The organism is Candidatus Pseudothioglobus sp. Uisw_016, from assembly GCF_048087635.1.
Lineage (GTDB): Bacteria > Pseudomonadota > Gammaproteobacteria > PS1 > Pseudothioglobaceae > Pseudothioglobus.
Genome location: NZ_CP159806.1, coordinates 505,222 through 530,735 on the forward strand (window position 1 = coordinate 505,222; position 25,514 = coordinate 530,735).

Here is a 25,514-nt window from a genome sequence, read left to right on the forward strand (position 1 = left end):
CTCAACTCACTAAGTTTTTTTATTGCTATAGTGGTTATTTAATGTGCCTAATACATCAAATTTAAATTGATAATTTTGTATTAATTTGAAAGATATTGTTATTTTAGAAGTGCTTTAAAAAAAATATATATAAGGAAATATTATGAGCCATATTATCTATGAACCAGTCAAGCAGAGGCTTCAGCGAAGCGAATTAGCAGTTCCAGGATCCAGTCCTAATATGTTTGAAAAAGCCTTAAAAAGTGGGGCAGATTTTGTATTTTTAGATCTAGAAGACGCTGTAGCACCAGACGATAAAGTGAAGGCACGTAAAAATGTTATTGACGCGCTGCAGGATCTAGATTGGAAAGGTAATGGTAAGACTATTTCTGTTCGAATCAATAGTATCGATACGCACTATATGTATCGTGATGTAGTTGAGGTGGTTGAGCAGGCAGGTGAACATCTTGATACTATTTTGCTTCCTAAGGCAGGTACAGCTTCTGATGTTTATATGTTGTCAGCAATGCTTAATCAAATTGAGACTTCTAAGGGCATTAAACATCGAATTGGAATTGAAGTACTTATTGAAACTACGTTAGGTATGGCTAATGTTATGGATATTGCTAAATGTGGCCGTGAAGAACGACTTGAGGCGATGCACTTTGGTGTTGCAGACTATGCTGCAAGTTGTCGAGCGCGTACAACTGTTATAGGTGGTTTAAATCCTAATTATCCAGGTGATCAATGGCATGCTGGCTTATCTCAAATGTTAGTAGCCTGCAGAGCTTATGGAATCCGTCCAATTGATGGACCTTTTGGGGATTTTAATGATCCTGAGTCTTATAAAGATGCTGCAAGAAGAGGTGCTACTCTTGGCTTTGAGGGAAAATGGGCAATCCATCCTTCACAAATTGAGTTAGCTAATGAGATTTATACACCTCCAGAATCTGAAGTTTCGCATGCGAAACAAATTCTTATTGCATTAGATGAGGCAGCTAAAGAGGGTCGAGGTGCAGCTCAACTAAATGGGCGAATGATTGATGCTGCTTCTGCAAAGATGGCTGAAAATATTGTCAATACAGATAATGCAATAAATGGGAAAGTTGTCGCGTAATTATGAATATTCATGAGTACCAAGCTAAGAAGCTATTGGGTAAATATGGAGTTCCAATTCCAAAGGGTGGCATTGCGCACTCTGCAACTGAGGCAATTTACCAAGCCAGTGAGTTGGGAGGAAGTAAATGGATTGTTAAAGCTCAGCTTCATTCAGGCGCACGCGGAAAAGCTGGCGGTGTAAAACTATGTCATAATCATCAAGAAATTGCAGATTTTTGTCATAATCTTCTTGGTAATAAGCTTGTAACTCTCCAGACTGGTCCAGAGGGAAAAATGGTTTCAAGTATCTATGTTGAAGAAGCAAGTGATATTGCTAAAGAACTTTACTTTAGCATTGTTCTTGATAGAGCAACCCAAAAAGTCACTTTAATTGCCTCTACTGAAGGCGGAATGGATATTGAAAAAGTTGCTGAAGAGACGCCCAAAAAAATTTCAAAAATTATGATTGACCCCGCTGTTGGAATGCAGCCTTTTCAGGCTCGTCAGTTGGCTTTTACATTAGATTTACCTAATGAAGTTGTTGGCGCTGCAAGTCGAGCAGTTATGAAATGTTATCGTGCATTTCGAGATACTGATGCTAATTTATTGGAAATTAATCCATTAATATTGACAACTGACAATAAAATTATGGCCATTGATGCGAAGATGACATTTGATGAGAATGCACTTTATCGTAGACCAGAAATTCTAGAATTTCGTGATAAAACACAAGAGGAGCCCCGCGAAACTAATGCTGCCGAGCATGATTTAAGTTATGTTGGTTTAGATGGAAATATTGGATGCCTCATTAATGGAGCAGGTCTTGCGATGGCGACAATGGATATGATTCAACATGCGGGCGGAGAGCCTGCAAATTTTCTAGATATTGGAGGCGGCGCTTCTGCTGAAAGGGTTTCTACATCTATAGAACTAGTCCTATCCGATGAATCAGTTGAAGCTATCCTGATTAACATATTTGCTGGAATCAACCGATGTGATTGGGTAGCTCAAGGCATTGTGGATTTACTAAATAAGCGAGATATTGTCATCCCTTTAGTTGTTCGCTTATCTGGAACCAATGTCGATAAAGGGCAGAAAATATTAAAAGACAGTGGTAAGAAAGTTATAACAGCTGATACCTTATCTGATGCAGCATACAAGGTTGTGTCTGCATGGAAACAAGCAAAAGGGATTAAGGATTAACTATGAGTATTTTTATAGATGAAAAAACCCCAGTTTTAGTTCAAGGCATAACTGGCCGTATTGGCTCTTTTCATACTCAAGAGATGATTGAATATGGTACAAATATTGTTGCAGGTGTTACTCCAGGCAAAGGTGGAACAATGCATTTAGGAAGGCCTGTATTTAATACAGTTGAGGACGCCATATTGGCTACAGGCGCTGAAGCAAGTATTGTCTTTGTGCCCCCAGCATATGCCGCTGATGGAATTATGGAAGCAGCAGAATCAAACATAAGATTTTGCGTCAGTATTACTGATGGAATACCAACACATGACATGATAAGAGTGAAGCGCTATATTAATAGCGCTCCTCAGGAAAAACGCATGGTTTTAACCGGACCTAATTGTGCTGGCACGATAAGTCCAGGCAAGTCTTTATTAGGTATTATGCCTGGACATATTTACAAACAAGGTAATGTTGGTTTGATTGGACGTTCAGGAACGCTAGGCTATGAGGCAGCCTCTCAGATGAAGGAGATGGGTATTGGAATTAGTACTAGTGTTGGAATTGGTGGTGATCCAATTAACGGAAGCTCCTTCTTAGAAATTTTAAAATATTTTGAAAAGGATGATGAAACTGAAGCTATCATGATTATTGGAGAAATTGGTGGCCCGCAGGAAGCCGAAGTAGCTGAGTATTTTCAAAAACATATGAATAAGCCTATGGCAGCTTATATAGCAGGACTAACAGCACCCGCTGGACGCACAATGGGACATGCAGGTGCTATTGTTAACTCAAGTGGGGAAAGTGCTGCGGAAAAAGTAGCTATTCTAAAAGATGCTGGGATTATGGTTGCACCTACTCCCTCTGATATGGGCTCGACAGTAGTATCGCTATTAAAAAGTCGCTAGATACCTGAGTATATTTATCTGATTGACCTATATAATACTTTCATATAATCCAATATTTTTTAGCTAATATTTAAAATGAAAAGCTCAAACGTTATATATCATCAAGCATCCGTTACTCGGCAAAGACGAAATAAGTTAAATAAGCATCGCTCAGTTGTTCTTTGGTTTACTGGTCTTTCAGGGTCTGGAAAATCGACTCTAGCTCATGCATTAGAAGAAAAATTATTTCAAAAAGGATGCAGGACTTTTGTATTAGATGGAGACAATGTTCGCCATGGGTTAAATTCTAATCTTGACTTCAGTGATGCCGATAGAGGTGAAAATATTCGTCGAATTAGTGAGGTGAGTAAGTTAATGTTAGAGGCTGGACTAATTGTTATGACTGCTTTTATTAGTCCATTTACAGAAGATCGAAATACAGCAAGAAATTTAATTAAAAATGATAACTTTATTGAGATATATTGCAAGGCAAGTATAGAAACTTGTGAAAAAAGAGATGTCAAGGGTCTTTATAAGAAGGCAAGAGCAGGAAAGATTAAAAATTATACTGGCATAGATTCTCCATATGAAGCTCCAGTGAATCCCGAATTAATTATTAATACTGATAAAGAATCATTGGACGAGTCAATATCTAAAATTCTTAGCTATCTTCAAGAAAATATATTAAAAAGTTAGTTTCTTGAAAGGTATTAGTAAGACTTTAAACTTTCTATCAGGGGCTTAATATGTTCTTCATATTTTGACCATTCTTTAGAGCTGCCTTGATAAATTTTTTTTCTAACCTGCGACGCACTTGCTGTTTTGACTGCACGTTTATTAGTGTGAAAATTTAAGCAACTATCACTCCAATCTAGATCACAATGTTTCAATAGATTTTTGGTCTCATTTTTTTGATTAATTGTTAATTTTTCATAACTAATGTCGTAAATTTTATCTGGAAATAGTTTGTGCCAAAAATTCATTAGATCTAAATATGCACCATAAAAACTGGCTAAATCATCAAAGTTATAGGCCCACCCATTTCCATTTCCACTAAAGTAATGTTTATAAATTGACCAGCATATTGCTCTTGCATCTCTTTTCAAGTGAATAATTTTTGCTTCTGGAAATGCTGACAAAATAAATCCAATGTATTGAAAATTTAAAGGCCATTTATCAGTAATGATTTCTTCATTAATATTAAAATTTGAAAGACTCTCTAAGTATTGATGACGCATAGATAAAAAAGATTTTTCTGTTATACCATTTTTCGCTTGGCCTGATAAATCCTTGAGTATTGAATTAGTAAGTTCGCTGATTGTGCTTAATTCATCTGCTCCATACACTGAAGGATGGCTTGAGATGATTTGTTCTACAAGTGTTGTACCTGAACGAGGCATGCCTATAATAAAAATTGGACGCTTAGAATTTTCCCCATTTAATAATTTTTTTTCAATAGTAGGTAGACTATTACTAAAAATTTTTCTTATTACTGAGTGCTTATGTTGATAATCATCAACAGAGTAATTTAATTGTATTTTACGTAGTCGGTTTCCTTCATCTAAAAATCTAAATAGCTCATCTTTATTATCTAAGTCATCATTCACTTTTGCTAAAGCAAAATTTATAAATATTTGATCTGACTTATTAAGATTCTTTGAAGAAAGAATTGATTTCATTGTAGAAATTTGAATATCACTTTGTGTATATTTTTTTACACTACTTAAGTTGAAATGGGCCTCTGCAAAATCAGCGTTAATGGCAATTGCCTCCTCATAATAATTTATAGCCTCATCCTGCAGGCCAAGACTTTTACATGTATTACCAAGGTTATTAAATGCTAAAGCATAATCCTGATTGATAGATACTGATTTTTTATATTGTATTTTTGCTAAATCAAATTGATTGAGTGCTTGAAATGCTGAGCCAAGGTTGTTATATGCTTCAGCATATTCTGGACTATAGGCAACTGCCCATTCAAAACTCTTAACTGCTAAATCTGGCTGATTTTTCTCTAGCATAATAAGCCCTAAATTATTATGAGCTGAAGGATAAGCATGATTAAGAGTTATTGCTTTTTCATAGCACATGATTGAGCTATCAAGTTGATGGGTTCTTTGAAACGCAACTCCAAGATTATAATGAGCTTCTGAGTATTTTGGGTTAAGCGCTATTGCTTTTTCAAAGCTGTCAATTGCTGATTCAAACGAACCTATTTCGCTATAACAAGCACCACTTAGATTGAATAGTAGTGGCTCATTTGGAAAATCATTGATTAAATGTTGAGTGGTAAATAGAGCCTCTTGCATTCGATTAGAAGAGTAAAGCTGCATAACCTCATCTAATTGTTTTTGCGAAGGACTAGTTTCTTTTCTTTGGTTTAATATTAATAATTCTTTTTTTGCTTCCTGGTTACTTGGAAAAGACTCAAGAACCTTTAAATATATACTTTGAGCTTCTTTACCATGTCCTTTTTTTGTGAGTTTTTTAGCGCGAGCTAGTAATCGCTGAGTTTTTAATGACATTATGGTGTATTCATTTTAGTGGTCAAAATTTATTAAGTTACTGAGTATACTAAAATATATTAATGTAATAATAAAAAACTTTAACTTTAATTAAACTTTTCATTAAAGAATTTCAATATTAATATAAATTAGAAATAAAGAGCTACCAATAAAAACCTAGTTTAAAATTGATATTGACTGAAATAAAATATTTTAATATAACCTCTTATATGACAATAAAAACTCAGCGATTACTAGCTCGCACTAAAAAAATTTCAAAGAATTTATGTTGCTCAAAATAAGAAATTAAAAATGAAAAATAATCAAACTTCATTGCCAAGAGAAAAAGCTAGATTTGTTCTCAACCTCTATTCAAATGGACAGTTTCAAGAGGCTGTAGATAAAATTAAAAGCTTAAATGAAAGTTATCCTATGGAGTCTTTGCTTTTCAACCTTATAGGGGCATGTTATAAGGAATTAGGTCAATTAGAGGGTGCGGCTAAAATGTTTGAAGTGGCAGTATCTATTAAACCAAACTATGCTGAAGCTCATTTTAATCTTGGGGTCTCTCGTAAAGATTTAGGTCAAATTGAGGCTGCTATTGAGAGTTATAAACAGGCTATAATTATTACACCAAATTATCCAGATGCCCATAATAATCTTGGAAAATTGCTCTTTGAGGATGGTCAATATAAATTAGCAATTGAAAGTTTAGAGTGGGCAGTTGCGTATAAATATGATTTTTATGAGGCACATAATAATCTAGGAAATGCTTTAAACGCATATGGAAATGTTGAGGACTCTATAAAGAGTTTTGAAAAGGCGTTGGAACATAACCCTGACTACGATAAAGCATATTTGAACCTTGCATTAGTTTTTAAAGATCTTGGAAATCAAAAAGACTTTCTTAAAAATATAAATAAAGCAATAAGTATTAAACCCGACTGGAGTGATGCTCATCTCCATTTAAGTCGTGTTAAAAAGTATAAAAAAAATGACCCTCAATTAGCGCAAATTCACTCATTTTTGAATGCATCTGACCTTAGTTTAAAAGATCGTATAAATTATAATTTCACCTTAGCTAAAGTTTATGAGGATCTTGAAAATCATGAGGAGCAGTTTAGATTTTTAAATGAGGCAAATAAACTTAGAAAGAAAGAAGCAAATTATTTTTTTGATAAAGACCAAAAATTATTTTCTATTATTAAAGAAGTGTTTGAAAATCCTCCCACTATTATTTCAAAACCATTATCTAAGACAACATCTATAAGACCTATTTTTATTTTAGGAATGCCTAGATCTGGGACATCTTTAGTTCATCAAATTATTGATAGCCATAATGAAGTCTATGGTGCTGGTGAGTTAAGAAATCTAAATAAAGCTGTTACTCCATTTTTAAGAAAATATACAGATAAAAAAAGCTTTACTCAAAAGGATTTGACAACTATTAGAGAATCTTATTTAGATGCACTTTCTAGTTTAAATGCCTCTGAAAATATTATCATAGATAAAATGCCTTTGAACTTTCGCTATATTGGATTTATTTTATCCGCATTTCCTGAGGCAAAAATTCTTCATATGAATAGAGATCCAATTGCCACATGCTGGTCAATCTATAAGTTTTATTTCCCTGGAAATGCATACTCATACAGCCAAAAGGATATTGCTAATTATTATGGTTTGTATAAAAATCTTATGGGCTTTTGGCATAAATTATTTCCGAATAAAATATTTGATATTTGCTATGAGGATCTAACAAAAAACCAAGAACTCGAAACTCGTAAAATATTACAATATTGTGATTTAGAATGGGATGAAAGCTGTTTAGATTTCCATAAAAACAAAAAAGTTATGAAAACAACAAGTGCTCTTCAAGTTAGGGAAAAAATTTATCAGGGAAGCTCTGAGGTTTGGAGAAAATATGAGGCTTATTTGCAACCACTAATTAATGGCTTGAACAAATACTAAAAAATAATAATGTTATCAAAAAAACCATCAGAAAAAGAAATTAGCTTTATCATTAACCTTTTTTCTAAAGGCTCTTACCAAGATGTATTAGATTTATTAGGGCCTTTAATAAAGAATTTTCCTGACGATTCACTTTTGCACAATATTACTGGCGCTAGTCTTGCGGGCTTGGGTCATTTAGATGGCGCTATAAAGAGTTATAATGAGTCAATATCAATAAAACCTGACTATGCTAAAGCGCACTATAATCTTGGTGCAGCTTTTCATGAGTTAGGCCAACTTGAGAATTCTGTTAAAAGTTATGAGCGTTCAATAGCCATTGAATCAAATTATGCAGAAGCCCATAATAATCTTGGTAATGTTTTTAGAGAGCTTGGTGAGCTAGATATGGCTTCTATTAGTTATGAAAAAGCACTAATTATTAATCCAGATTATGTTGAGGCTCATTTTAGTCTCTCTTTGGTTCTTCTTAGTTTTGATAAATTAGACCTTATGATTGAACATTTAGAAAAAGCGATTGATATAAATCCAGGTTTTGCTGAGGCACATCATAGTCTTGGAGGAGGATACAAAGAGTTGGGAAGACTAGATGATGCAGTTAAATCCTATAATAAAGCCCTTGCGCTTCAGCCTAATTTTTTAGAAGCCTACAATAACCTTGGAAATGTATTTAAGGAGCTTGGTCAGCCTAAGGATGCTGTCAAATCCTATGAGAAAGCATTAGCTATTAATTCAGATTATCCTTCGACGCATAATAACCTTGGAAATGTGTACAAGGAGCTTGGCCAACTTAATGATGCTGCTAGATCTTATCAAAATGCACTTACTATTAATCAAGATTACTCTGATTCACATAATAATCTTGGAGTGATTTTCTATGAGCTTAAGAAGTATGACGAGGCAGTACAGTCTTATGAGAGAGCATTGACTATAGATCCAGAATACGCGGAAGCACATAATAATCTTGGTGTCTCTCTTAACAAGTTAGGACAATTAGAAGAGGCAGTGAAGTCTTATGAGAGAGCCTTAATTATTAATCCAACATATTCTGATTCATATAATAATCTTGGTGTTGTTCAAAAAAAACAAGGAAAGTTGGATGCTGCTATTAAGTCCTATGAAAGCGCACTAGCTATTAATTCGGGTGACGCAGATACCTATAATAATTTAGGAATCGTTCTATCTGAGCTAGAGCGATTGGATGATGCAATCCAATCTTATGGAAAGGCAATACTTGTCAACCCAGAATTTGCTGAAGCTTATAACAATTCAGGACATGTTTTCAGTAAGCTTAATCAATATTTAGATGCCTTAAAAGCTTATGAAAAGGCATCTGATATTAAGCCTGATTTAAGTTATGTATTGGGTAATATATTGAGCGCCAAAATGAATTCTTGTAGTTGGGATGGTTTGACAAAATTACTTAATGAAACAACGGCAAAAATTAATAAAAATTTAAAAATTATTGATCCATTTACCCTATTTGGTTTGATTGATGATCCAAAACTTGCAAGAAAAGCCATAGAATTAAGAGCAAACAGTGATCATCCTACAAGTCATCTCCTGCCAAAAATAACTCTTTATCCTGAGCATTCTAAAATTCGTATTGGCTATTTTTCTGGAGATTTTCGGGAGCACCCAGTTTCATATCTAACTGCTGGACTTTATGAGCTGCATAATAGAGAGCATTTTGAAGTCCATGCATTCTCATTAGGTCCTGATACAAGCGATGAGATGAATCTTCGAATTAAAGCAGGTGTTGATCATTTCCATGATGTGCGATCAATGTCTCATAAAGAGATTGCGCTTCTTGCAAGGTCTCTTGAGATTGATATTGCAGTTGATTTGGCGGGCTATACTGCAGAGTCTAGAACGGATGTATTTGCGATGTCAGCAGCTCCAATTCAGCTCAGTTATATTGGCTTTCTTGGAACCATGGGAGCAGATTATTATGATTACTTGATTGCTGACCCGATAATGATTCCAGAAAAAAATAAAAAAGATTACTCTGAAAAAATTGTTTATCTGCCAAACTTTCAAGTCAATGACTCCAAAGACTCTCCTTCAGAGATAACGCTTACTCGCAAAGAATTAGGCCTTCCAGAGAAGGGATTTGTGTTTTGTTGCTTTAATAATACTTACAAATTCACACCTACTGTTTTTGACAGTTGGGCGCGGATCTTAAAGCAAGTTGAAGGTAGTGTTCTCATCATTTTTGTAAATAATGATTTATCAAAAGCAAACTTAGTCAAAGAAATAGCTCTGAGAGAAATTGATCCGAGTAGACTTATTTTTGGAGATAGCTTGCCAAGACCAGAATACTTAGCAAGATATAAGGCTGCTGACCTGTTCCTAGATACAACCCCTTACAATGCTGGAACAACAGCAAGTGATGCGCTTCGAATGGGCTTGCCAGTTCTTACGTGTATTGGAAAGTCTTACTCGGCAAGAATGGGCGCAAGCATATTGAGCTCACTTAACTTACCCGAACTCATTACGACGACTTCAAAGGAGTATGAAGCGCTTGCAATTGAACTGGCAACCAACCCAGAGAAGTTTAAAAAACTTAAAGATAAGTTAACAAGTAACTTATCCACAGCGCCTCTTTTTGACACTCCTTTGTTTACAAAAAATATTGAGTCTGCTTATACCACGATGTATGAGAGACATCGACAAGGACTAGAGGCTGATCATATTTATGTCAAAGAGTGAATGAAAAACTCAAGTGAACACCCAGTCCTTACTAAGGAGCAAATTGATTCTGTTTTAGCGCTCTATTCAAAAGGCCAGTATCAAGAAGCGATAGATAAAATAAAAGTCCTAAATGAGAAGTATCCAAATGTACCTTTACTTTTTAATCTTATTGGGGCTTGTTATAAAGCCTTAGGAGAGCTTATAGGTGCTTCTCAAATGTTTGAAAAAGCAATCACTCTGAAGTCAGATTATGCTGAAGCATATAAAAACCTTGGTATTACTCTTAAAGATCTTGGGCAGTTAGATGCTGCAGTTAATAGTCTTAAGAAATCAATAACTATAGAGCCAAATTACTTAGACGCACATTACAATCTTGCTATTACATTTAGAGCACTGAACCAGCTTGATGATGCAGCTAATAGTTATGAAAAAGCAATACTTATCAAGCCCAACTTTGCTGAGGCACATAATAATCTTGGTAACGCCCTTAAAGATCTTGATCAGTTAGATGATGCCATTAAAAGCTATAATAAGGCAGTAGATATCAACCAAAATTTTGCAGAAGCTTATTACAATCTTGGAGTAGTTTTTAGGCAGCTTAAAAAGTTTGATGAGGCAATTAAAAACTTTGAGACAGCAATCTCTATAAATCCCAATTTTGCAGAAGCACATAATAATCTTGGTGAGTGTCTTACTTCACTTGGCTTTATGGTTGAAGCAATTGATTGTTTTGAAAAGGCAATCAACTTCAAACCTGACTATGCTGAAGCACACAAGAATATTGGTTTTAATCTTTTTTCACTTGGAAAAACTAAGGGAGCTGCTAAATTCTTTGAGAAAGCAATAGCTATCGAGCCAAATTATGCCGAGGCGCATAGCAAACTTGGACATATTTATAAAAAGCTTAAACAGTCAGATAAGGCAAGGTTGAGTTATGAAAGGGCTTATAAGATTAAGCCAAAAATGGATTTTATTTTAGGTGATATATTGAATAATAAAATGCACCTTTCTGACTGGTTTGATTTGGCAAATCTTCTTAAAGAAGTAAAGAAAAAAATTGTTGATAGTGAGAAAGTCATTAGTCCATTCTTTTTATTAGGATTAATTGATAATCCTGGACTTCAAAGAAAAGCTTCGGAGATCTATTCTTCAAAGAAGCACCCTAAAAGTTATACCTTAAAAAATATAAAGCCTTACCCAAAACATAAAAAAATTCGTATCGGTTATTTTTCTTCAGACTTTAAAATTCATCCTGTTGCATATCTAACTGCTGGACTTTATGAGCTGCATAATAGAGAGCATTTTGAAGTCCATGCATTCTCATTAGGTCCTGATACAAGCGATGAGATGAATCTTCGAATTAAAGCAGGTGTTGATCATTTCCATGATGTGCGATCAATGTCTCATAAAGAGATTGCGCTTCTTGCAAGGTCTCTTGAGATTGATATTGCAGTTGATTTGGCGGGCTATACTGCAAAGTCTAGAACGGATGTATTTGCGATGTCAGCAGCTCCAATTCAGCTCAGTTATATTGGCTTTCTTGGAACCATGGGCGCAGATTATTATGATTACTTGATTGCTGACCCGATAATGATTCCAGAAAAAAATAAAAAAGATTACTCTGAAAAAATTGTTTATCTGCCAAACTTTCAAGTCAATGACTCCAAAGACTCTCCTTCAGAGATAACGCTTACTCGCAAAGAATTAGGCCTTCCAGAGAAGGGATTTGTGTTTTGTTGCTTTAATAATACTTACAAATTCACACCTACTGTTTTTGACAGTTGGGCGCGGATCTTAAAGCAAGTTGAAGGTAGTGTTCTTATTATTTATGCAAGTAATGAGTCTTCAAAAGCAAACTTAGTCAAAGAAATAGCTCTGAGAGAAATTGATCCGAGTAGACTTATTTTTGGTGGACGTCTAGTAAGACCAGAATACTTAGCAAGATATAAGGCTGCTGACCTGTTCCTAGATACAACCCCTTACAATGCTGGAACAACAGCAAGTGATGCGCTTCGAATGGGCTTGCCAGTTCTTACGTGTATTGGAAAGTCTTACTCGGCAAGAATGGGCGCAAGCATATTGAGCTCACTTAACTTACCCGAACTCATTACGACGACTTCAAAGGAGTATGAAGCGCTTGCAATTGAACTGGCAACCAACCCAGAGAAGTTTAAAAAACTTAAAGATAAGTTAACAAGTAACTTATCCACAGCGCCTCTTTTTGACACTCCTTTGTTTACAAAAAATATTGAGTCTGCTTATACCACGATGTATGAGAGACATCGACAAGGACTAGAGGCTGATCATATTTATGTCAAAGAGTGAATGAAAAACTCAAGTGAACACCCAGTCCTTACTAAGGAGCAAATTGATTCTGTTTTAGCGCTCTATTCAAAAGGCCAGTATCAAGAAGCGATAGATAAAATAAAAGTCCTAAATGAGAAGTATCCAAATGTACCTTTACTTTTTAATCTTATTGGGGCTTGTTATAAAGCCTTAGGAAAATTAGAGGAATCTATTCAGATGTATAAAGCTGCAGTCCATATTAAACCTGATTATGCTGAGGCGCATAATAATCTAGGGACAGTATTTAAGGACCTTAATCATTTAGATGACGCATTTAAATGTTTTAAAAAAGCGATATCTTTGAAGCCTGATTATGTCGATGCAAATTACAATCTTGCCATCATGTATCAAGAATTAGGGCAATTTCAAGATTCAGTTAAAAGTTTTTTGAGGGCAATATCTTTAAATCCAAATTTCGCTGATGCATATATTAACCTTAGTATTTCCTTAAGAGAACTTGGTAATATAGATGATGCAATTAAAAACCTTGAGACAGCAATCTCTATAAATCCCAATTTTGCAGAAGCACATAATAATCTTGGTAGCTGTCTTCAAGAGTTAGGTCAATTTAATACTGCAATTAAAAGTCTTGAGACGGCAATATCTATTCAACCGAATTTAGCTGAAGCACATAATAATCTGGGGTTTGTTTACTTTAAAAAATATGATAAGGTTAATGCGATTAAATTATATAAAAAAGCAATATCTATTCAACCGAGTTTAGCCGAAGCACATGATAATCTTGGTACCTCCTTAAAGGCTATAGGACAATTAGATAAAGCGCTTGAAAGTTATGAGGAAGCTATTTCTATTAATCCAGATTTAGATTACTTATTAGGAAGTAAATTAGGGACAAAAATGAATCTTTGTTTATGGACTAATTTATTAATTGATCTCAAAGAAGTAATAATAAAAACAAATACTAGTGAGCCATCTGTTACTCCATTTGATCTAATGGGACTGGCTGATGACCCTAAAATTCAAAGAAAAGCTTCGGAGATCTATTCTTCAAAGAAGCACCCTAAAAGTTATACCTTAAAAAATATAAAGCCTTACCCAAAACATAAAAAAATTCGTATCGGTTATTTTTCTGGAGATTTTCGGGAGCACCCAGTTTCATATCTAACTGCTGGACTTTATGAGCTGCATAATAGAGAGCATTTTGAAGTCCATGCATTCTCATTAGGTCCTGATACAAGCGATGAGATGAATCTTCGAATTAAAGCAGGCGTTGATCATTTCCATGATGTCAGAAACAACTCTGATAAAAAAATAGCGGTTCTTGCAAGGTCTCTTGAGATTGATATTGCAGTTGATTTGGCGGGCTATACTGCAGAGTCTAGAACGGATGTATTTGCGATGTCAGCAGCTCCAATTCAGCTCAGTTATATTGGCTTTCTTGGAACCATGGGCGCAGATTATTATGATTACTTGATTGCTGACCCGATAATGATTCCAGAAAAAAATAAAAAAGATTACTCTGAAAAAATTGTTTATCTGCCAAACTTTCAAGTCAATGACTCCAAAGACTCTCCTTCAGAGATAACGCTTACTCGCAAAGAATTAGGCCTTCCAGAGAAGGGATTTGTGTTTTGTTGCTTTAATAATACTTACAAATTCACACCTACTGTTTTTGACAGTTGGGCGCGGATCTTAAAGCAAGTTGAAGGTAGTGTTCTTATTATTTATGCAAGTAATGAGTCTTCAAAAGCAAACTTAGTCAAAGAAATAGCTCTGAGAGAAATTGATCCGAGTAGACTTATTTTTGGTGGACGTCTAGTAAGACCAGAATACTTAGCAAGATATAAGGCTGCTGACCTGTTCCTAGATACAACCCCTTACAATGCTGGAACAACAGCAAGTGATGCGCTTCGAATGGGCTTGCCAGTTCTTACGTGTATTGGAAAGTCTTACTCGGCAAGAATGGGCGCAAGCATATTGAGCTCACTTAACTTACCCGAACTCATTACGACGACTTCAAAGGAGTATGAAGCGCTTGCAATTGAACTGGCAACCAACCCAGAGAAGTTTAAAAAACTTAAAGATAAGTTAACAAGTAACTTATCCACAGCGCCTCTTTTTGACACTCCTTTGTTTACAAAAAATATTGAGTCTGCTTATACCACGATGTATGAGAGACATCGACAAGGACTAGAGGCTGATCATATTTATGTCTAGTATTCAAATTAAATACTTCTAAAGAGCTATTGTAAAATAAACTTTAATATTTTTGTAGGGTGTAATTCAGGTGATATGAAAATGCTTAAAATTATAATTCCAGATAGAATGTCAGGATCACGGCTAGATTCTGCGCTTTCAGAAATGCTTCCTGATTATTCTCGTTCAAAAATAACGGCATGGATTAAATCAGGCGATGCTTTAATTAATGATAAAAATTTCAAGCCAAAAGATAAGTCTAATGGCACTGAAGCTGTCTTTTTAACTTTAAATCAAAAACAAAACAACGATTGGATTGCTGAAAAAATTCCATTAAATATTTTTTATGAAGATGAAGACATTATTGTAATAAATAAGCAGTTTGGTCTTGTAACTCATCCAGGCGCAGGAAATTGGACTGGTACTTTAGCAAATGCACTTCTTTATTACGACCCAGCACTATCAAAACTCGATAGGGCAGGTATTGTACATCGACTAGATAAAAATACTTCAGGCCTAATGGTTATTGCAAGGAATGAAAAATCACAGAAATATTTGGTTGAACAATTACAAAATCACTCTGTTGATAGAGAGTATTCTGCCATAGTTTATGGTCATATGATTGCTGGTGGAACGGTTGATGAACCTATTGGCCGTGATCCTAAAGACAGGGTTAAGCAGGCAGTTTCAACGAGTGGCAAAGACGCAACAACTCACTACAGAGCAATTGACCGATTTAAAAGCCACACTCATGTGAAGGCAATTTTAGAAACTGGCCGAACTCACCAAATACGTGTCCATCTTTCTTATGTTGGACATTCATTGATTGGAGATCCAATGTATGGTGGCCGAGTGCGTTTTCCAAAGAAAGCAAGTGAAGAACTAAAAGAGGCTCTACTTAATTTCAAAAGACAGGCGCTCCACTCAAAAAAGTTAACTCTAAACCATCCCATTTCAGGGGAGTCAATGTCATGGAAGGCGCCTTTACCAGATGACATGACAGCATTATTAGAAGTGTTAAAAAAATTCGACTCCTAAAAATTGTGATTTTTTTAAATTTATGAATTTTTTTCCAAAAAATATTAAATTACTTTCGACACCAAGACTTTTAGAGGGTGGGAGCAGCAAAGGCAATTTTGATAACTTTAATTTAGCGCTACATGTTGATGATAAGCAGGGCGCAGTGTTAGCAAATCGTGACCTATTATTGAGTCACTATAATTTACCTTCTAAGCCAATATGGATAAATCAAACGCACTCTAAAAAGAGCGTCAATGCTGATTCAATATCATCAATAGTTGATGCTGATGCAAGCTATAGCAAAAAATCTGGAACAGTTTGTGGAGTTCTTACAGCAGACTGCTTACCAATTTTTATATGTAATAAAGAGGGCACTGCTGTTGGAATTGCCCATGCTGGGTGGAGGGGTTTAGTTGATGGAATAATCGAATCTCTAATGGAATCTTTTGACTGTAATGGAGAGGACTTATTAGTTCACCTAGGGCCGGCAATTTCTCAATTTTCTTTTGAAGTGGGTGGCGAAGTTAAATCTCAATATATTTCTAAAAATAAAAACTTTGAAAAGTGTTTTACTTGTTTAAATAATAACTATTATCTTGATTTGTATGAGGCGGCAAGGGTGGTTCTAAAAAGTTTTGGTGTCAGTTCAATTAGTGGGGGTGACAGGTGTACTTATAATGAGTCAGATGACTATTTTTCATACCGAAGAGACGGTAAGTACTCAGGGAGGATGGCACATTTGATATGGATGGAGAGCCTCTAAGAGAGTATTTCTTTCTCTTTACCCTTTTTACTAAATTTCATTTCCCCACTCTCTTTATCAAGTAAGTAATAGTGAAGTGATTTCTGTTTACGCTGTTTTTGCTGAGTAATACACCCACGAACTTCAAAATCATTATTTAGCTGAATATCACCATATGAAGAGTTAATACATCTCAATAGATGCTTATTATTTTTAATAATATACTGACGAAAATAAAGCTCATCATTAAAATCAATAATGACATAGGCTTCATTATGAATTGGCATTCCAGGATCAACAATGATGATGCAATTTTCACTAAATTCAGGTGACATCATATCGCCAATGTTTTGAAGTGCATATGGCTCTGAATTAGTTGAGCAGGTGCTTTGAAATAAAGCCTTGGGATTATCTAATGCTGACATTTGGGACAATAATAAGTGGCACGTTGATTTTGTACAATTTTTTTAATTGTACCATTACATCTAATGCATGGCATATCATTGCGCCCATAGACAGATAATATTTGAGAAAAATACCCAGGTTCACCATCAACATTTGAAAAATCATTTAGAGTAGTGCCACCATTATTAATAGCTTCTGACAATATTTTTTTTATGCATTGAGTCAAAGTTTTATATCGATTAGCTGAAGTTTTTCCAGATACTCTCTTTGGAGAAATTCCTGCTAGGAATAAACTTTCTGATGCATAAATATTGCCAACACCCACAACGATACTGCTATCCATAATAAATGTTTTAATATTTTTTGTTTTACCAATTGATAAATTAAATAGTGATTGTTCATCGAACTCATAACTTAAAGGCTCTGGCCCAAGTTTTTTTAATAAGCTTAGTTGCTCATTATTTTTTTGCCAAAGAATTGAACCAAAGCGGCGGGGATCATGGAAGCGCATGCTTGTTGAGTTGTCAAGTTTAATTTCAAAATGATGATGTTTTTTTAATGGCTCAATTGAAGGAACAACTGAAATGGATCCAGACATTCCAAGATGCATGACAAGCTGACCACCATTAAAATCTATTAATAAATATTTTGCACGTCGTGATATTTTTTTAATGGTTTGATCTTTTAATGTTTTAACAAGGTGGAAAGGTATTTCCCATCGCAGCTTTCTTTTGTAGACATGAACAGATAATATTTTCCTTTCAATAATTAAAGGTTCAAGTCCTCGTCTGGTGGTTTCAACTTCTGGCAGTTCAGGCATAAGACACTACTTTTGGTCGTTAGCTAAAACAATCTTTTTAGTTTTACCAAAGTCCGTTTTTGACTTTTTAGCTTGTTTGAGCCATGCTATATGTATTGGGTCGAGAGTAAATGGATCACTCTGCCAGACTTCAAAGGAAATCAGATGGCTATGCATACTAACCTCCAAGCATAGCTTTTTTCATATTTTTTTGAATTGGATTATCAGAAAGAAATATTCCAAAAAAAGCTTTTTTAAATTCAATTCCAGGAATTAAATCAATATACTCAGAATTTTTTAAAACCGTTGTCCCTGAGCTTGGTAGATAAATAAATTCATAAAAGTCACCAGCCCCAACTTCAATATTAAGGCTTGCATTAAGTTGATTGATCTCTTTAATAATTGGAGCGGTATTATTTTCAGTAGATTTTTCTAGCCCCTCATTTAAAGCAGTTTTCATGGCATCAGGAGTTACTAATGAGGATATCACATCCATTCGAATTGACATTGGTGCATCATCATTAATTATTTCCTCAGCATTATTGTTAGCAGACTCCAAATAAAGACTACCTTCATAAACTTTCATAAAAAACTTTACTCGAGTTCCGTGCCCATTTAGTATTAATTTAGTTTCTTGATACACAATCGTACTAGGCAATTCAACTGCAAAGGATGGTGTTATTGAAAATAAACCAAACAGCAAGAGGAAACTTGGCAGTGTTTTTTTGAAATTATTAAGCATAATATAGTCCTAAATATTTATTGTGAAATGTTTGCCCTCTATTATAAATATATATATGTATATAAATATAAATGATAAAAAAATACTTTACTAATAATGAACTATTTATAATGATAACTTTATAACTAACTAATTTAAATACTATGAATCCATTAACCTCTGTTAAAGGTACTATTGCATCAGGCTTTGTTTTAGCAATTCTTGTTGCATTTTATTTGTCTCCTGAAGGCTCGTCATTGATTCAACGTAACCTAAGCGTATGGATTCATACTCTTGCAGGTGTTACTTGGGTTGGACTGCTCTATTACTTTAATTTTGTTCAAGTGCCTGCTATGGCAGATGCACTAGCAGATGAAGGCGGACCAGGTCCAGCTGCAATTGGTAAGTATATTGCGCCAAAAGCCTTATTATGGTTTCGCATGTCAGCAGCCGTAACATGGTTAACAGGAGCATGGGCTCTTTCATTAGGCTATGGTTTTACAAATGCATTCCTTTTGAAGCCTGGTGCTGAAATGATCGGTTTAGGTTCATGGTTAGGAACTATTATGCTATTTAATGTTTGGGTTCTTATTTGGCCAAACCAGAAAAAAATTCTTGGTATGGTTGAGGCTAGTGCTGAAGAGATAGCTAAGGCAAAGTTTACTGCTGCAATGGCTTCACGTACAAATGTTGTCTTATCGGTCCCAATGCTTCTTTGTATGATTGGCGCAGGACATGGTGGGTATCTGTTCTAAGGTATAAAATTTTGTGATTATAAAAGACCGGGCTTGCCTGGTTTTTTATTACCTGGTAGAAAAACAACAAAACTGCAAAAAAATAACAAAAACATATTTGAATACTAAAAATAACTAAATATCAATAATAAAAAAACATTTAATAAAAAATTAAGTTGCTAGAAATCCTATTAGAGCGCTCTAAAATGAAAAATATGGCCTAATTGTTGAAAAAAAACAACTAAATGTATTATTTTTACAAATAATTGTTGACATTGACGTTAGAAGTGATTATTATTGTGTCATTGTTATTCGTAAGAGTAACAAAAGGTAGCTAAGGGAGACCTTAGCAAATTAAATATTCTAAATGGAGAATAAAATGAAAAAACTAATCGCATTATTCGCAGTATCTGCAGTAGCTTCTACTTCAGCTATTGCAGCCGTTGCTATAAGTGGTTCAGCTTCTGTATCATATGATGATAACGGATCTTTGGCTTCAGCAACTACATATGACGCTGATTTATCAATAGTTGGAACAGCAGGCGCTACTTCAGCTACTATCGCTATGGACGTTGACGGTGGTTCTACTACTCGTTCAGCTGGTGCTAACGGTGGTGGTTCTGCAGGTGGTACTGTTGCTTTAACTGGTGTTTCAATGGCAACTACTATTGGTCCTTTGACTATTGCTGCTGATATGTTTGATGAAGATGATCAAGCTACAGTATCTACTACTGGTGGTCTAATTGACGACAGTGGTGATAACAGAAGTATTGCAGTAAGCTTAGACGCTCCAATTGGTGACGCTACAATTGGTCTAGATAACTCTGGTGACGTAACTGTTTCAGGTACTTTCTCAGGTGTTACTGTTTCTCATACTGTTAAGCAAGGTGCTGATACAACTACTGGTTCTGCAAGTATTGCAGGTATGGATGTTAGCTTGACTAATGACGCTGGTTCTACTACTTGGACTATCGGTACAACAGTTGCTGGTACAGCAATTACTGTTGGTAGTGATAAGTCTATTTCTGCAGTTTTTGGTGTAACTGGAAACACAGTAACAGTAGCTCACGTGTCTGAGCGTGCTTCTAGACTTTCTACTACGGCTACTAAGCATCCAGTATCTCAAAAAGATGCTTATACTACAATTGCAGTTGCACGTGACCTGACTTCAGGTGCTGCGCTAGGTGCAACATATAACACTTTCGATAGTTCACTTACACTTAAGGCTTCTGTTGCATTCTAAATTCATTTAGATGTAATAGTTAACTTAGGAATAAGTTAGTGTTAAAACCCAGGGCTTGCCCTGGGTTTTTTTATATCTGATGAAACTAAAATTGATAAATAAATTGATTAAAATGTAAAGATATAAATTTATTAAAGACTAATGAAAATAATTTTAAATGATCGAGCACTTTTAAAAATTTCAGGAGCTGATTCTGAAGTATTTTTACAAAATCAACTGAGTAATGACATAAAGAAACTTGATGAATCAAGCGCCCAACTGAATGCTTTTTGTCAACATCAGGGAAAAATTATTTCACTTTTTTGGGTTATGCGCTATGAGGGTGATTTCCTTCTTTCCTTTCCATTAGATCTTCTTGAAAAAATACAATCTCGACTTAAAATGTTTATTATTATTTCTGATGTTATTATTCAAGATGTAACAAAAGATTTTTGTCAGTTTGGCATAATAAATGAAACCCATGAAGGTGCTTTTACTATTAAAGGGGATTTGTCTGTTGTAATAGAGAAATTTAATCACAAAGGTGAAATTAAAACTAACTCAATAGATATATGGCGTAAGGCTTGTATTGACTCTGAGCTACCAGAAATCTTTTCAATAACTAGTGAAAAGTTAGTGCCTCAAATGCTCAACTTGGACATTGATGAATTTGGTGTAAATTTTTCAAAGGGGTGCTATCCAGGTCAAGAAGTGGTTGCAAGACTTCATTATCTGGGTTCTGCCAAACGTCGTCTTTTTGCCTTTGAGTCAAGCTTTGAAATAAATATTGGTGATTTACTTTATTGCCCTTCTTCTAAGTCTGCAAAAGCTAGAGGTGACCGTTATAAATCCAGCGGAATAGTAATATTTAGGATAAAATACAATTCGCATTTTTACTGTTTAGCTACTCTAGATGTTGAACTCAAAGATGAAAAAATTACCCTTAATAATGAACAAGGCTCAAAACTAAAAAGAATAAAAAAATGAATAAAATAATAATAATTATACTTACCTTAATTCCTAGTTTAACTTTTGCTTCTTCAGACATTGTAAATCTTGATTTGACAAGTCATTGGGCAGGATATTTAGCGTTAACTTTCTTTGTTATTGCATACGCTTTTGTGATGCTTGAAGAGTTCACTCACTTTCGTAAATCTAAGCCAGTAATTCTTGTTGCTGGACTAATTTGGGGAATTATTGGCTGGGTTTATGCCTCTCAAGGAATACCTCATGCTGCGGAAGATGCTTTAAGACATAATTTTTTAGAATATGCTGAGCTATTCCTATTTCTTCTAGTTGCAATGACTTATATTGAGGCTATGCGAGAGCGCCTTGTTTTCGAGAAATTGAAGGTTTATCTTATATCAAAAGGATTCAGTTATAGACAGTTATTCTGGCTGACAGGTTTTATAGCGTTCTTTATGTCACCTATCGCTGATAATCTTACTACAGCTCTTGTAATGGGTGCAGTTGTCTTGGCAGTTGGCGCTGGGAATGCAAAGTTTATTTCGGTAGCGTTTGTGAATATTGTTGTTGCTGCTAATGCTGGTGGTGCGTTTAGTCCGTTTGGAGATATTACTACACTTATGGTCTGGCAGAAAGGCCTGGTTGACTTCCAGCAGTTTTTTGTCTTGTTCTTTCCATCACTGGTTAATTTTCTTATACCCGCTGCGATCATGCACTTTGCAATTAAAAATGAGAAGCCAGAGGTTGTTGATGAAGTGGTTGATATTAAGAATGGTGGCATTTTAATAACTTTTATGTTTTTGTTGACGATTGCAACGGCCGTAAGTTTTCATAATTTCCTACATCTTCCGCCTGCGATGGGAATGATGACAGGACTTGGATACCTTATGGTAGTTGGCTACTTTGTTAAAGTTAAACATAACCCGAATGACCCAATTTCAGAGAGGTTTGATGTATTTAGAAAGGTCTCTAGGGCAGAGTGGGATACGCTGCTATTTTTCTTTGGCGTTATTGTGAGTGTTGGTGGTTTAGGCTTTATGGGTTACTTAGCATTAGTTTCTGAGGCGATGTATGTTCAGTTGGGCGCTACCTATGCGAATGTTTTAGTAGGCATCCTTTCTGCCATCGTTGACAATATTCCAGTAATGTTTGCAGTCTTAACGATGACGCCTGACATGTCTCTGGGTCAATGGCTCTTGGTAACACTCACCGCAGGCGTTGGAGGAAGTATGCTTTCTATCGGATCAGCGGCAGGTGTTGCGTTGATGGGGCAATCAAAAGGACACTATACATTCGTCTCCCACCTTAAATGGATATGGGCAATTGCTCTAGGCTATGTGGCAAGTATTTTCATGCACTTATGGATAAACGCAGCCCTCTTTGATGTCCCAATCTAGTCTCTTTATTGATATAGGTAACTCTGCTGTTAAGTGGCGTACATGCGACTCTGAGGTTTTTGCTGAGGGTGTAGATCTTTTTTCATTAAAATTATTGCCTAAAGCTGATTTGGTTTGGATAAGTGCTGTTGCGCATTTAAGTATTATTGAAGAGATAAAGGCTAACTTTGATTCCGTTAATCTAGTTAAGACATTAAAGCAGTACGGAAAATTAACCTTGTCCTATGATGATCCATCTAAGCTTGGCGTTGATCGATTTCTTGCTATGCTGGGAGCTGTTGAGCGCTTCCCAAATTCACCTTTACTAGTAATTGACGCTGGAAGTGCAGTTACATTTGACGTTATTGACGCTAAAGGAGAACACCAAGGTGGGCTAATAATGCCTGGCATTAAGGCGTTAAGAGAAAGCTTTGCTAAGTTTTCAACAAATGATTTATCTATAAGCACTTCTGAGCTGAAAAATAGTACTGAGGGGGCGTGGCAAAGTGGAACTCATGCAATGCTTGTGTCAGCTGTTAGTTCTCAAATAGATAATTTTGAATTAAAATACCCAGGCGGCGTTATAACTATCTGTGGTGGTATTGTAAAAGAGATAATTAAAGAGCTTCCTGTGTCGGTTAAATCCTTTGATAATTTGGTTTTAGATGGCTTAGAAAGCTATAGCCAATCTATGGGATAATTGAGACATTAACATTTAAGCCTTCTATTAAGCACTATGAAAGATCATCGAGTATTATCTGGAATGAGGCCCACAGGCCAATTACACCTTGGCCACTATCATGGGGTCTTAAAAAATTGGATCCAACTTCAAAATGAGTACGACTCTTATTACTTTGTTGCAGATTGGCATGCCTTTACAACGCACTATTCTGACAGGATTAATCTAGAAGAAAATGTTTCAGATATGGTTGTTGACTGGCTCGCAACTGGTCTTAATCCTAATACTTCTACAATTTTTGTTCAATCTAAAGTGCCAGAACATGCAGAGTTGCATTTGTTGCTCTCAATGACCACCCCTCTTAGCTGGTTAGAGAGGGTGCCGTCTTATAAAGACCAGCAAGAAAAACTTAAAACTAAGGATCTATCGACCTATGGTTTTTTGGGCTATCCTCTTTTACAAAGTGCTGACATATTAATTTATAAAGCTGGGCTTGTTCCAGTTGGTGAAGATCAGGTCGCACACGTTGAATTTACCCGAGAAGTTGCAAGACGCTTTAATTTTATTTATGGTCGCGAAGCTGATTTTGAAGAGAAAGCTGAAGCTGCTGTAACTAAGATGGGTAAAAAACAATCAAAGCTCTATAGAGCATTAAGAAAGTCTTATCAAGAGACGGGTGATGATGAATCTTTGGTTAAGGCAAAAGCTTTGCTTGGTGAGCAGCAAAATATTACTCTTGGTGATAGAGAAAGGCTTTTAGGATATGCAGAAGGCTTAGGGAAGATAATTTTAACTGAGCCTGAGGCTCTTTTAACCAAAGCATCTAAAATGCCTGGCCTGGATGGACAGAAAATGTCAAAATCTTATAATAATATGATTTCCTTAAGAGAAGATCCTGAGTCTGTCAAGCAAAAGATTAATAGAATGCCAACAGATCCTGCTCGCGTCAAACTGACTGACCCGGGTGATCCAAAAAAATGCCCAGTATGGCAGTTACATCAAATATATTCATCAGAAGATACTCTCAAGTGGGTGAATGAAGGATGCACAAAAGCTAAAATAGGCTGTATTGAATGTAAGAAGCCTGTTGTAGCGTCAATTAACGCTGAGTTAGAGCCTATTCAAGAAAATATAGCGAAGTATCAATCCAATCCAAACCTTATTCAAGAAATCATCTTTGAGGGCTCAGAGAGTGCTAGAGCTGTAGCGCGTAGCACGATGGAAGAGGTTCGCGATGCGATGGGTATAACCTACTAAACAGAGATAAAAAAATGCCAGAAAGACTACAAAAACTTATTGCCAATGCTGGTTATGGATCAAGACGATGGGCGGAAAGGCTAATAGAACAGGGTAGAATTTCTGTCAATAACAAAGAAGCGACGCTTGGTGATAAAGCAACAATCGCTGACAAGGTAACAATTGATGGAAGGTTGATAGACCTGAAACGTTACTCAGAAGAAGAGACTAAGGTGTTGATGCTTAACAAGCAAGCAGGCGTTATTTGTTCAAACAAAGATGAAGAGGGCCGTAAAAGTGTATTTGACTTCCTACCTGAAAATACGCGTTGGGTTATGGTGGGTCGACTAGACCTTAATACATCTGGATTATTACTATTTACTAACAATGGGGATCTAGCGAACAAGCTAATGCATCCGAGCTCAGAAATAGATAGAGAATATGCGGTGCGCGTCTTAGGAAGGGTTAGTGACGAGGATATAAAACAATTAATTAATGGAATAGAGCTTGATGATGGGTTTGCTAAATTTCATAAAGTAACCCTTGGTGGTGGTGATGGCGCAAATCGATGGTATCACGTTGTTGTAAGGGAAGGCAGAAAAAGAGAAGTTAGAAGGCTTTGGGAGGCTTTAGATTTCAAAGTTTCAAGGCTAATTAGAACAAGATTTAGTGACATTCGGATGCCAGATAACTTACGCGCAAATCAGTCTGAACTTCTCAAGCCCAAACAAGTCCAAGCGTTACTTAACGCAGTTAAATTGAAAGGCTAATTTAATGTTTTTTTATACGCTTTAAT

At 35.6% G+C, this 25,514-nt stretch carries 22 protein-coding genes; 17 read left to right on the top strand and 5 right to left on the bottom strand.

Going from position 1 to position 25,514, the window contains the following annotated elements; genetic code table 11:
• Positions 1 to 142 precede the first annotated feature (142 nt).
• The 4 genes from ABXT69_RS02565 to cysC all read left to right on the top strand — a co-directional run bounded on the left by ABXT69_RS02565 (position 143) and on the right by cysC (position 3,845).
• On the top strand, positions 143 to 1,096 hold the full coding sequence (locus tag ABXT69_RS02565) for an HpcH/HpaI aldolase/citrate lyase family protein (protein WP_416678922.1): 954 nt from the start codon (positions 143 to 145) through the stop codon (positions 1,094 to 1,096).
• 2 nt (positions 1,097 to 1,098) lie between these two features.
• Complete coding sequence (locus ABXT69_RS02570; RefSeq protein WP_416678925.1) at positions 1,099 to 2,280, top strand: malate--CoA ligase subunit beta; 1,182 nt, start codon at positions 1,099 to 1,101, stop codon at positions 2,278 to 2,280.
• Between the two features lie 2 nt (positions 2,281 to 2,282).
• Positions 2,283 to 3,170 carry a succinate--CoA ligase subunit alpha gene (gene sucD, locus ABXT69_RS02575; RefSeq protein WP_416678928.1) on the top strand — a complete coding sequence of 296 codons (888 nt, stop codon included), beginning with the start codon at positions 2,283 to 2,285 and terminating at the stop codon, positions 3,168 to 3,170.
• 75 nt (positions 3,171 to 3,245) lie between these two features.
• Positions 3,246 to 3,845 carry an adenylyl-sulfate kinase gene (gene cysC, locus ABXT69_RS02580; RefSeq protein WP_416678930.1) on the top strand — a complete coding sequence of 200 codons (600 nt, stop codon included), beginning with the start codon at positions 3,246 to 3,248 and terminating at the stop codon, positions 3,843 to 3,845.
• Positions 3,846 to 3,859: 14 nt separating this feature from the next.
• Here cysC and ABXT69_RS02585 read toward each other — a convergent pair whose 3' ends face one another.
• A complete protein-coding gene (locus ABXT69_RS02585) occupies positions 3,860 to 5,674 on the bottom strand; it encodes a sulfotransferase (RefSeq protein WP_416678931.1) in 1,815 nt (604 codons plus the stop codon).
• Positions 5,675 to 5,965: 291 nt separating this feature from the next.
• On the opposite strand from ABXT69_RS02585, the gene ABXT69_RS02590 reads away from it, so the two are divergent.
• The 6 genes from ABXT69_RS02590 to pgeF all read left to right on the top strand — a co-directional run bounded on the left by ABXT69_RS02590 (position 5,966) and on the right by pgeF (position 16,601).
• Entirely contained in the window at positions 5,966 to 7,621 is a 1,656-nt protein-coding gene (locus tag ABXT69_RS02590) for a tetratricopeptide repeat-containing sulfotransferase family protein (protein WP_416678933.1), read from the top strand.
• A 9-nt stretch (positions 7,622 to 7,630) separates the two neighbouring features.
• Complete coding sequence (locus tag ABXT69_RS02595; protein ID WP_416678935.1) at positions 7,631 to 10,333, top strand: tetratricopeptide repeat protein; 2,703 nt, start codon at positions 7,631 to 7,633, stop codon at positions 10,331 to 10,333.
• On the top strand, positions 10,334 to 12,640 hold the full coding sequence (locus tag ABXT69_RS02600) for a tetratricopeptide repeat protein (protein WP_416678937.1): 2,307 nt from the start codon (positions 10,334 to 10,336) through the stop codon (positions 12,638 to 12,640). It begins immediately after the preceding gene.
• Entirely contained in the window at positions 12,641 to 14,839 is a 2,199-nt protein-coding gene (locus ABXT69_RS02605; protein WP_416678939.1) for a tetratricopeptide repeat protein, read from the top strand.
• Positions 14,840 to 14,914: 75 nt separating this feature from the next.
• Positions 14,915 to 15,856 (top strand): 23S rRNA pseudouridine(1911/1915/1917) synthase RluD, encoded by a 942-nt coding sequence (gene rluD, locus ABXT69_RS02610; protein ID WP_416678942.1) that lies wholly within the window; start codon positions 14,915 to 14,917, stop codon positions 15,854 to 15,856.
• Positions 15,857 to 15,878: 22 nt separating this feature from the next.
• Entirely contained in the window at positions 15,879 to 16,601 is a 723-nt protein-coding gene (gene pgeF, locus ABXT69_RS02615; protein ID WP_416678944.1) for a peptidoglycan editing factor PgeF, read from the top strand.
• On the opposite strand, the gene ABXT69_RS02620 is transcribed toward pgeF, so the two are convergent.
• The 4 genes from ABXT69_RS02620 to ABXT69_RS02635 are packed head-to-tail and all read right to left on the bottom strand — an operon-like array spanning position 16,598 to position 18,526.
• On the bottom strand, positions 16,598 to 17,005 hold the full coding sequence (locus tag ABXT69_RS02620) for a S24 family peptidase (RefSeq protein WP_416678945.1): 408 nt from the start codon (positions 17,003 to 17,005) through the stop codon (positions 16,598 to 16,600). The genes pgeF and ABXT69_RS02620 overlap by 4 nt on opposite strands.
• Positions 16,993 to 17,805 (bottom strand): bifunctional DNA-formamidopyrimidine glycosylase/DNA-(apurinic or apyrimidinic site) lyase, encoded by an 813-nt coding sequence (gene mutM / locus ABXT69_RS02625; RefSeq protein ID WP_416678947.1) that lies wholly within the window; start codon positions 17,803 to 17,805, stop codon positions 16,993 to 16,995. The genes ABXT69_RS02620 and mutM overlap by 13 nt, the downstream gene beginning before the upstream one ends.
• Positions 17,806 to 17,811: 6 nt before the next feature.
• Positions 17,812 to 17,961, bottom strand: a complete 150-nt coding sequence (locus tag ABXT69_RS02630; RefSeq protein ID WP_416678949.1) for a hypothetical protein — start codon at positions 17,959 to 17,961, stop codon at positions 17,812 to 17,814.
• A 1-nt stretch (position 17,962) separates the two neighbouring features.
• A complete protein-coding gene (locus ABXT69_RS02635) occupies positions 17,963 to 18,526 on the bottom strand; it encodes a chalcone isomerase family protein (protein WP_416678951.1) in 564 nt (187 codons plus the stop codon).
• A 143-nt stretch (positions 18,527 to 18,669) separates the two neighbouring features.
• Between ABXT69_RS02635 and ABXT69_RS02640 the strand changes: the two genes are divergently transcribed.
• From ABXT69_RS02640 to ABXT69_RS02670, 7 genes are all read left to right on the top strand, one after another.
• Positions 18,670 to 19,260 (top strand): urate hydroxylase PuuD, encoded by a 591-nt coding sequence (locus ABXT69_RS02640; protein WP_416678954.1) that lies wholly within the window; start codon positions 18,670 to 18,672, stop codon positions 19,258 to 19,260.
• A 358-nt stretch (positions 19,261 to 19,618) separates the two neighbouring features.
• A complete protein-coding gene (locus ABXT69_RS02645) occupies positions 19,619 to 20,482 on the top strand; it encodes a hypothetical protein (RefSeq protein ID WP_416678957.1) in 864 nt (287 codons plus the stop codon).
• Positions 20,483 to 20,623: 141 nt separating this feature from the next.
• On the top strand, positions 20,624 to 21,448 hold the full coding sequence (locus ABXT69_RS02650) for a YgfZ/GcvT domain-containing protein (protein WP_416678959.1): 825 nt from the start codon (positions 20,624 to 20,626) through the stop codon (positions 21,446 to 21,448).
• The gene (gene nhaD / locus ABXT69_RS02655) at positions 21,445 to 22,824 is read left to right on the top strand and encodes a sodium:proton antiporter NhaD (protein WP_416678962.1); all 1,380 of its coding nucleotides are present in this window, start codon (positions 21,445 to 21,447) and stop codon (positions 22,822 to 22,824) included. The genes ABXT69_RS02650 and nhaD overlap by 4 nt, the downstream gene beginning before the upstream one ends.
• Positions 22,811 to 23,503, top strand: coding sequence for a type III pantothenate kinase (locus ABXT69_RS02660; protein ID WP_416678965.1), 693 nt, complete (start codon positions 22,811 to 22,813; stop codon positions 23,501 to 23,503). The genes nhaD and ABXT69_RS02660 overlap by 14 nt, the downstream gene beginning before the upstream one ends.
• A gap of 36 nt (positions 23,504 to 23,539) precedes the next feature.
• Complete coding sequence (locus ABXT69_RS02665; protein WP_416678967.1) at positions 23,540 to 24,739, top strand: tryptophan--tRNA ligase; 1,200 nt, start codon at positions 23,540 to 23,542, stop codon at positions 24,737 to 24,739.
• 14 nt (positions 24,740 to 24,753) lie between these two features.
• Complete coding sequence (locus ABXT69_RS02670) at positions 24,754 to 25,488, top strand: pseudouridine synthase (RefSeq protein ID WP_416678969.1); 735 nt, start codon at positions 24,754 to 24,756, stop codon at positions 25,486 to 25,488.
• The last annotated feature ends 26 nt before the right edge of the window (positions 25,489 to 25,514 follow it).

What these genes read in the sequence shown, in the direction of transcription:
- ABXT69_RS02565 (WP_416678922.1), top strand. Translation starts at nt 143, where the DNA reads ATGAGCCATATTATCTATGAACCAGTCAAGCAGAGGCTTCAGCGAAGC.
- ABXT69_RS02570 (WP_416678925.1), top strand. Translation starts at nt 1,099, where the DNA reads ATGAATATTCATGAGTACCAAGCTAAGAAGCTATTGGGTAAATATGGA.
- sucD (WP_416678928.1), top strand. Translation starts at nt 2,283, where the DNA reads ATGAGTATTTTTATAGATGAAAAAACCCCAGTTTTAGTTCAAGGCATA.
- cysC (WP_416678930.1), top strand. Translation starts at nt 3,246, where the DNA reads ATGAAAAGCTCAAACGTTATATATCATCAAGCATCCGTTACTCGGCAA.
- ABXT69_RS02585 (WP_416678931.1), bottom strand. Translation starts at nt 5,674, where the DNA reads ATGTCATTAAAAACTCAGCGATTACTAGCTCGCGCTAAAAAACTCACA.
- ABXT69_RS02590 (WP_416678933.1), top strand. Translation starts at nt 5,966, where the DNA reads ATGAAAAATAATCAAACTTCATTGCCAAGAGAAAAAGCTAGATTTGTT.
- ABXT69_RS02595 (WP_416678935.1), top strand. Translation starts at nt 7,631, where the DNA reads ATGTTATCAAAAAAACCATCAGAAAAAGAAATTAGCTTTATCATTAAC.
- ABXT69_RS02600 (WP_416678937.1), top strand. Translation starts at nt 10,334, where the DNA reads ATGAAAAACTCAAGTGAACACCCAGTCCTTACTAAGGAGCAAATTGAT.
- ABXT69_RS02605 (WP_416678939.1), top strand. Translation starts at nt 12,641, where the DNA reads ATGAAAAACTCAAGTGAACACCCAGTCCTTACTAAGGAGCAAATTGAT.
- rluD (WP_416678942.1), top strand. Translation starts at nt 14,915, where the DNA reads ATGAAAATGCTTAAAATTATAATTCCAGATAGAATGTCAGGATCACGG.
- pgeF (WP_416678944.1), top strand. Translation starts at nt 15,879, where the DNA reads ATGAATTTTTTTCCAAAAAATATTAAATTACTTTCGACACCAAGACTT.
- ABXT69_RS02620 (WP_416678945.1), bottom strand. Translation starts at nt 17,005, where the DNA reads ATGTCAGCATTAGATAATCCCAAGGCTTTATTTCAAAGCACCTGCTCA.
- mutM (WP_416678947.1), bottom strand. Translation starts at nt 17,805, where the DNA reads ATGCCTGAACTGCCAGAAGTTGAAACCACCAGACGAGGACTTGAACCT.
- ABXT69_RS02630 (WP_416678949.1), bottom strand. Translation starts at nt 17,961, where the DNA reads ATGCATAGCCATCTGATTTCCTTTGAAGTCTGGCAGAGTGATCCATTT.
- ABXT69_RS02635 (WP_416678951.1), bottom strand. Translation starts at nt 18,526, where the DNA reads ATGCTTAATAATTTCAAAAAAACACTGCCAAGTTTCCTCTTGCTGTTT.
- ABXT69_RS02640 (WP_416678954.1), top strand. Translation starts at nt 18,670, where the DNA reads ATGAATCCATTAACCTCTGTTAAAGGTACTATTGCATCAGGCTTTGTT.
- ABXT69_RS02645 (WP_416678957.1), top strand. Translation starts at nt 19,619, where the DNA reads ATGAAAAAACTAATCGCATTATTCGCAGTATCTGCAGTAGCTTCTACT.
- ABXT69_RS02650 (WP_416678959.1), top strand. Translation starts at nt 20,624, where the DNA reads ATGAAAATAATTTTAAATGATCGAGCACTTTTAAAAATTTCAGGAGCT.
- nhaD (WP_416678962.1), top strand. Translation starts at nt 21,445, where the DNA reads ATGAATAAAATAATAATAATTATACTTACCTTAATTCCTAGTTTAACT.
- ABXT69_RS02660 (WP_416678965.1), top strand. Translation starts at nt 22,811, where the DNA reads ATGTCCCAATCTAGTCTCTTTATTGATATAGGTAACTCTGCTGTTAAG.
- ABXT69_RS02665 (WP_416678967.1), top strand. Translation starts at nt 23,540, where the DNA reads ATGAAAGATCATCGAGTATTATCTGGAATGAGGCCCACAGGCCAATTA.
- ABXT69_RS02670 (WP_416678969.1), top strand. Translation starts at nt 24,754, where the DNA reads ATGCCAGAAAGACTACAAAAACTTATTGCCAATGCTGGTTATGGATCA.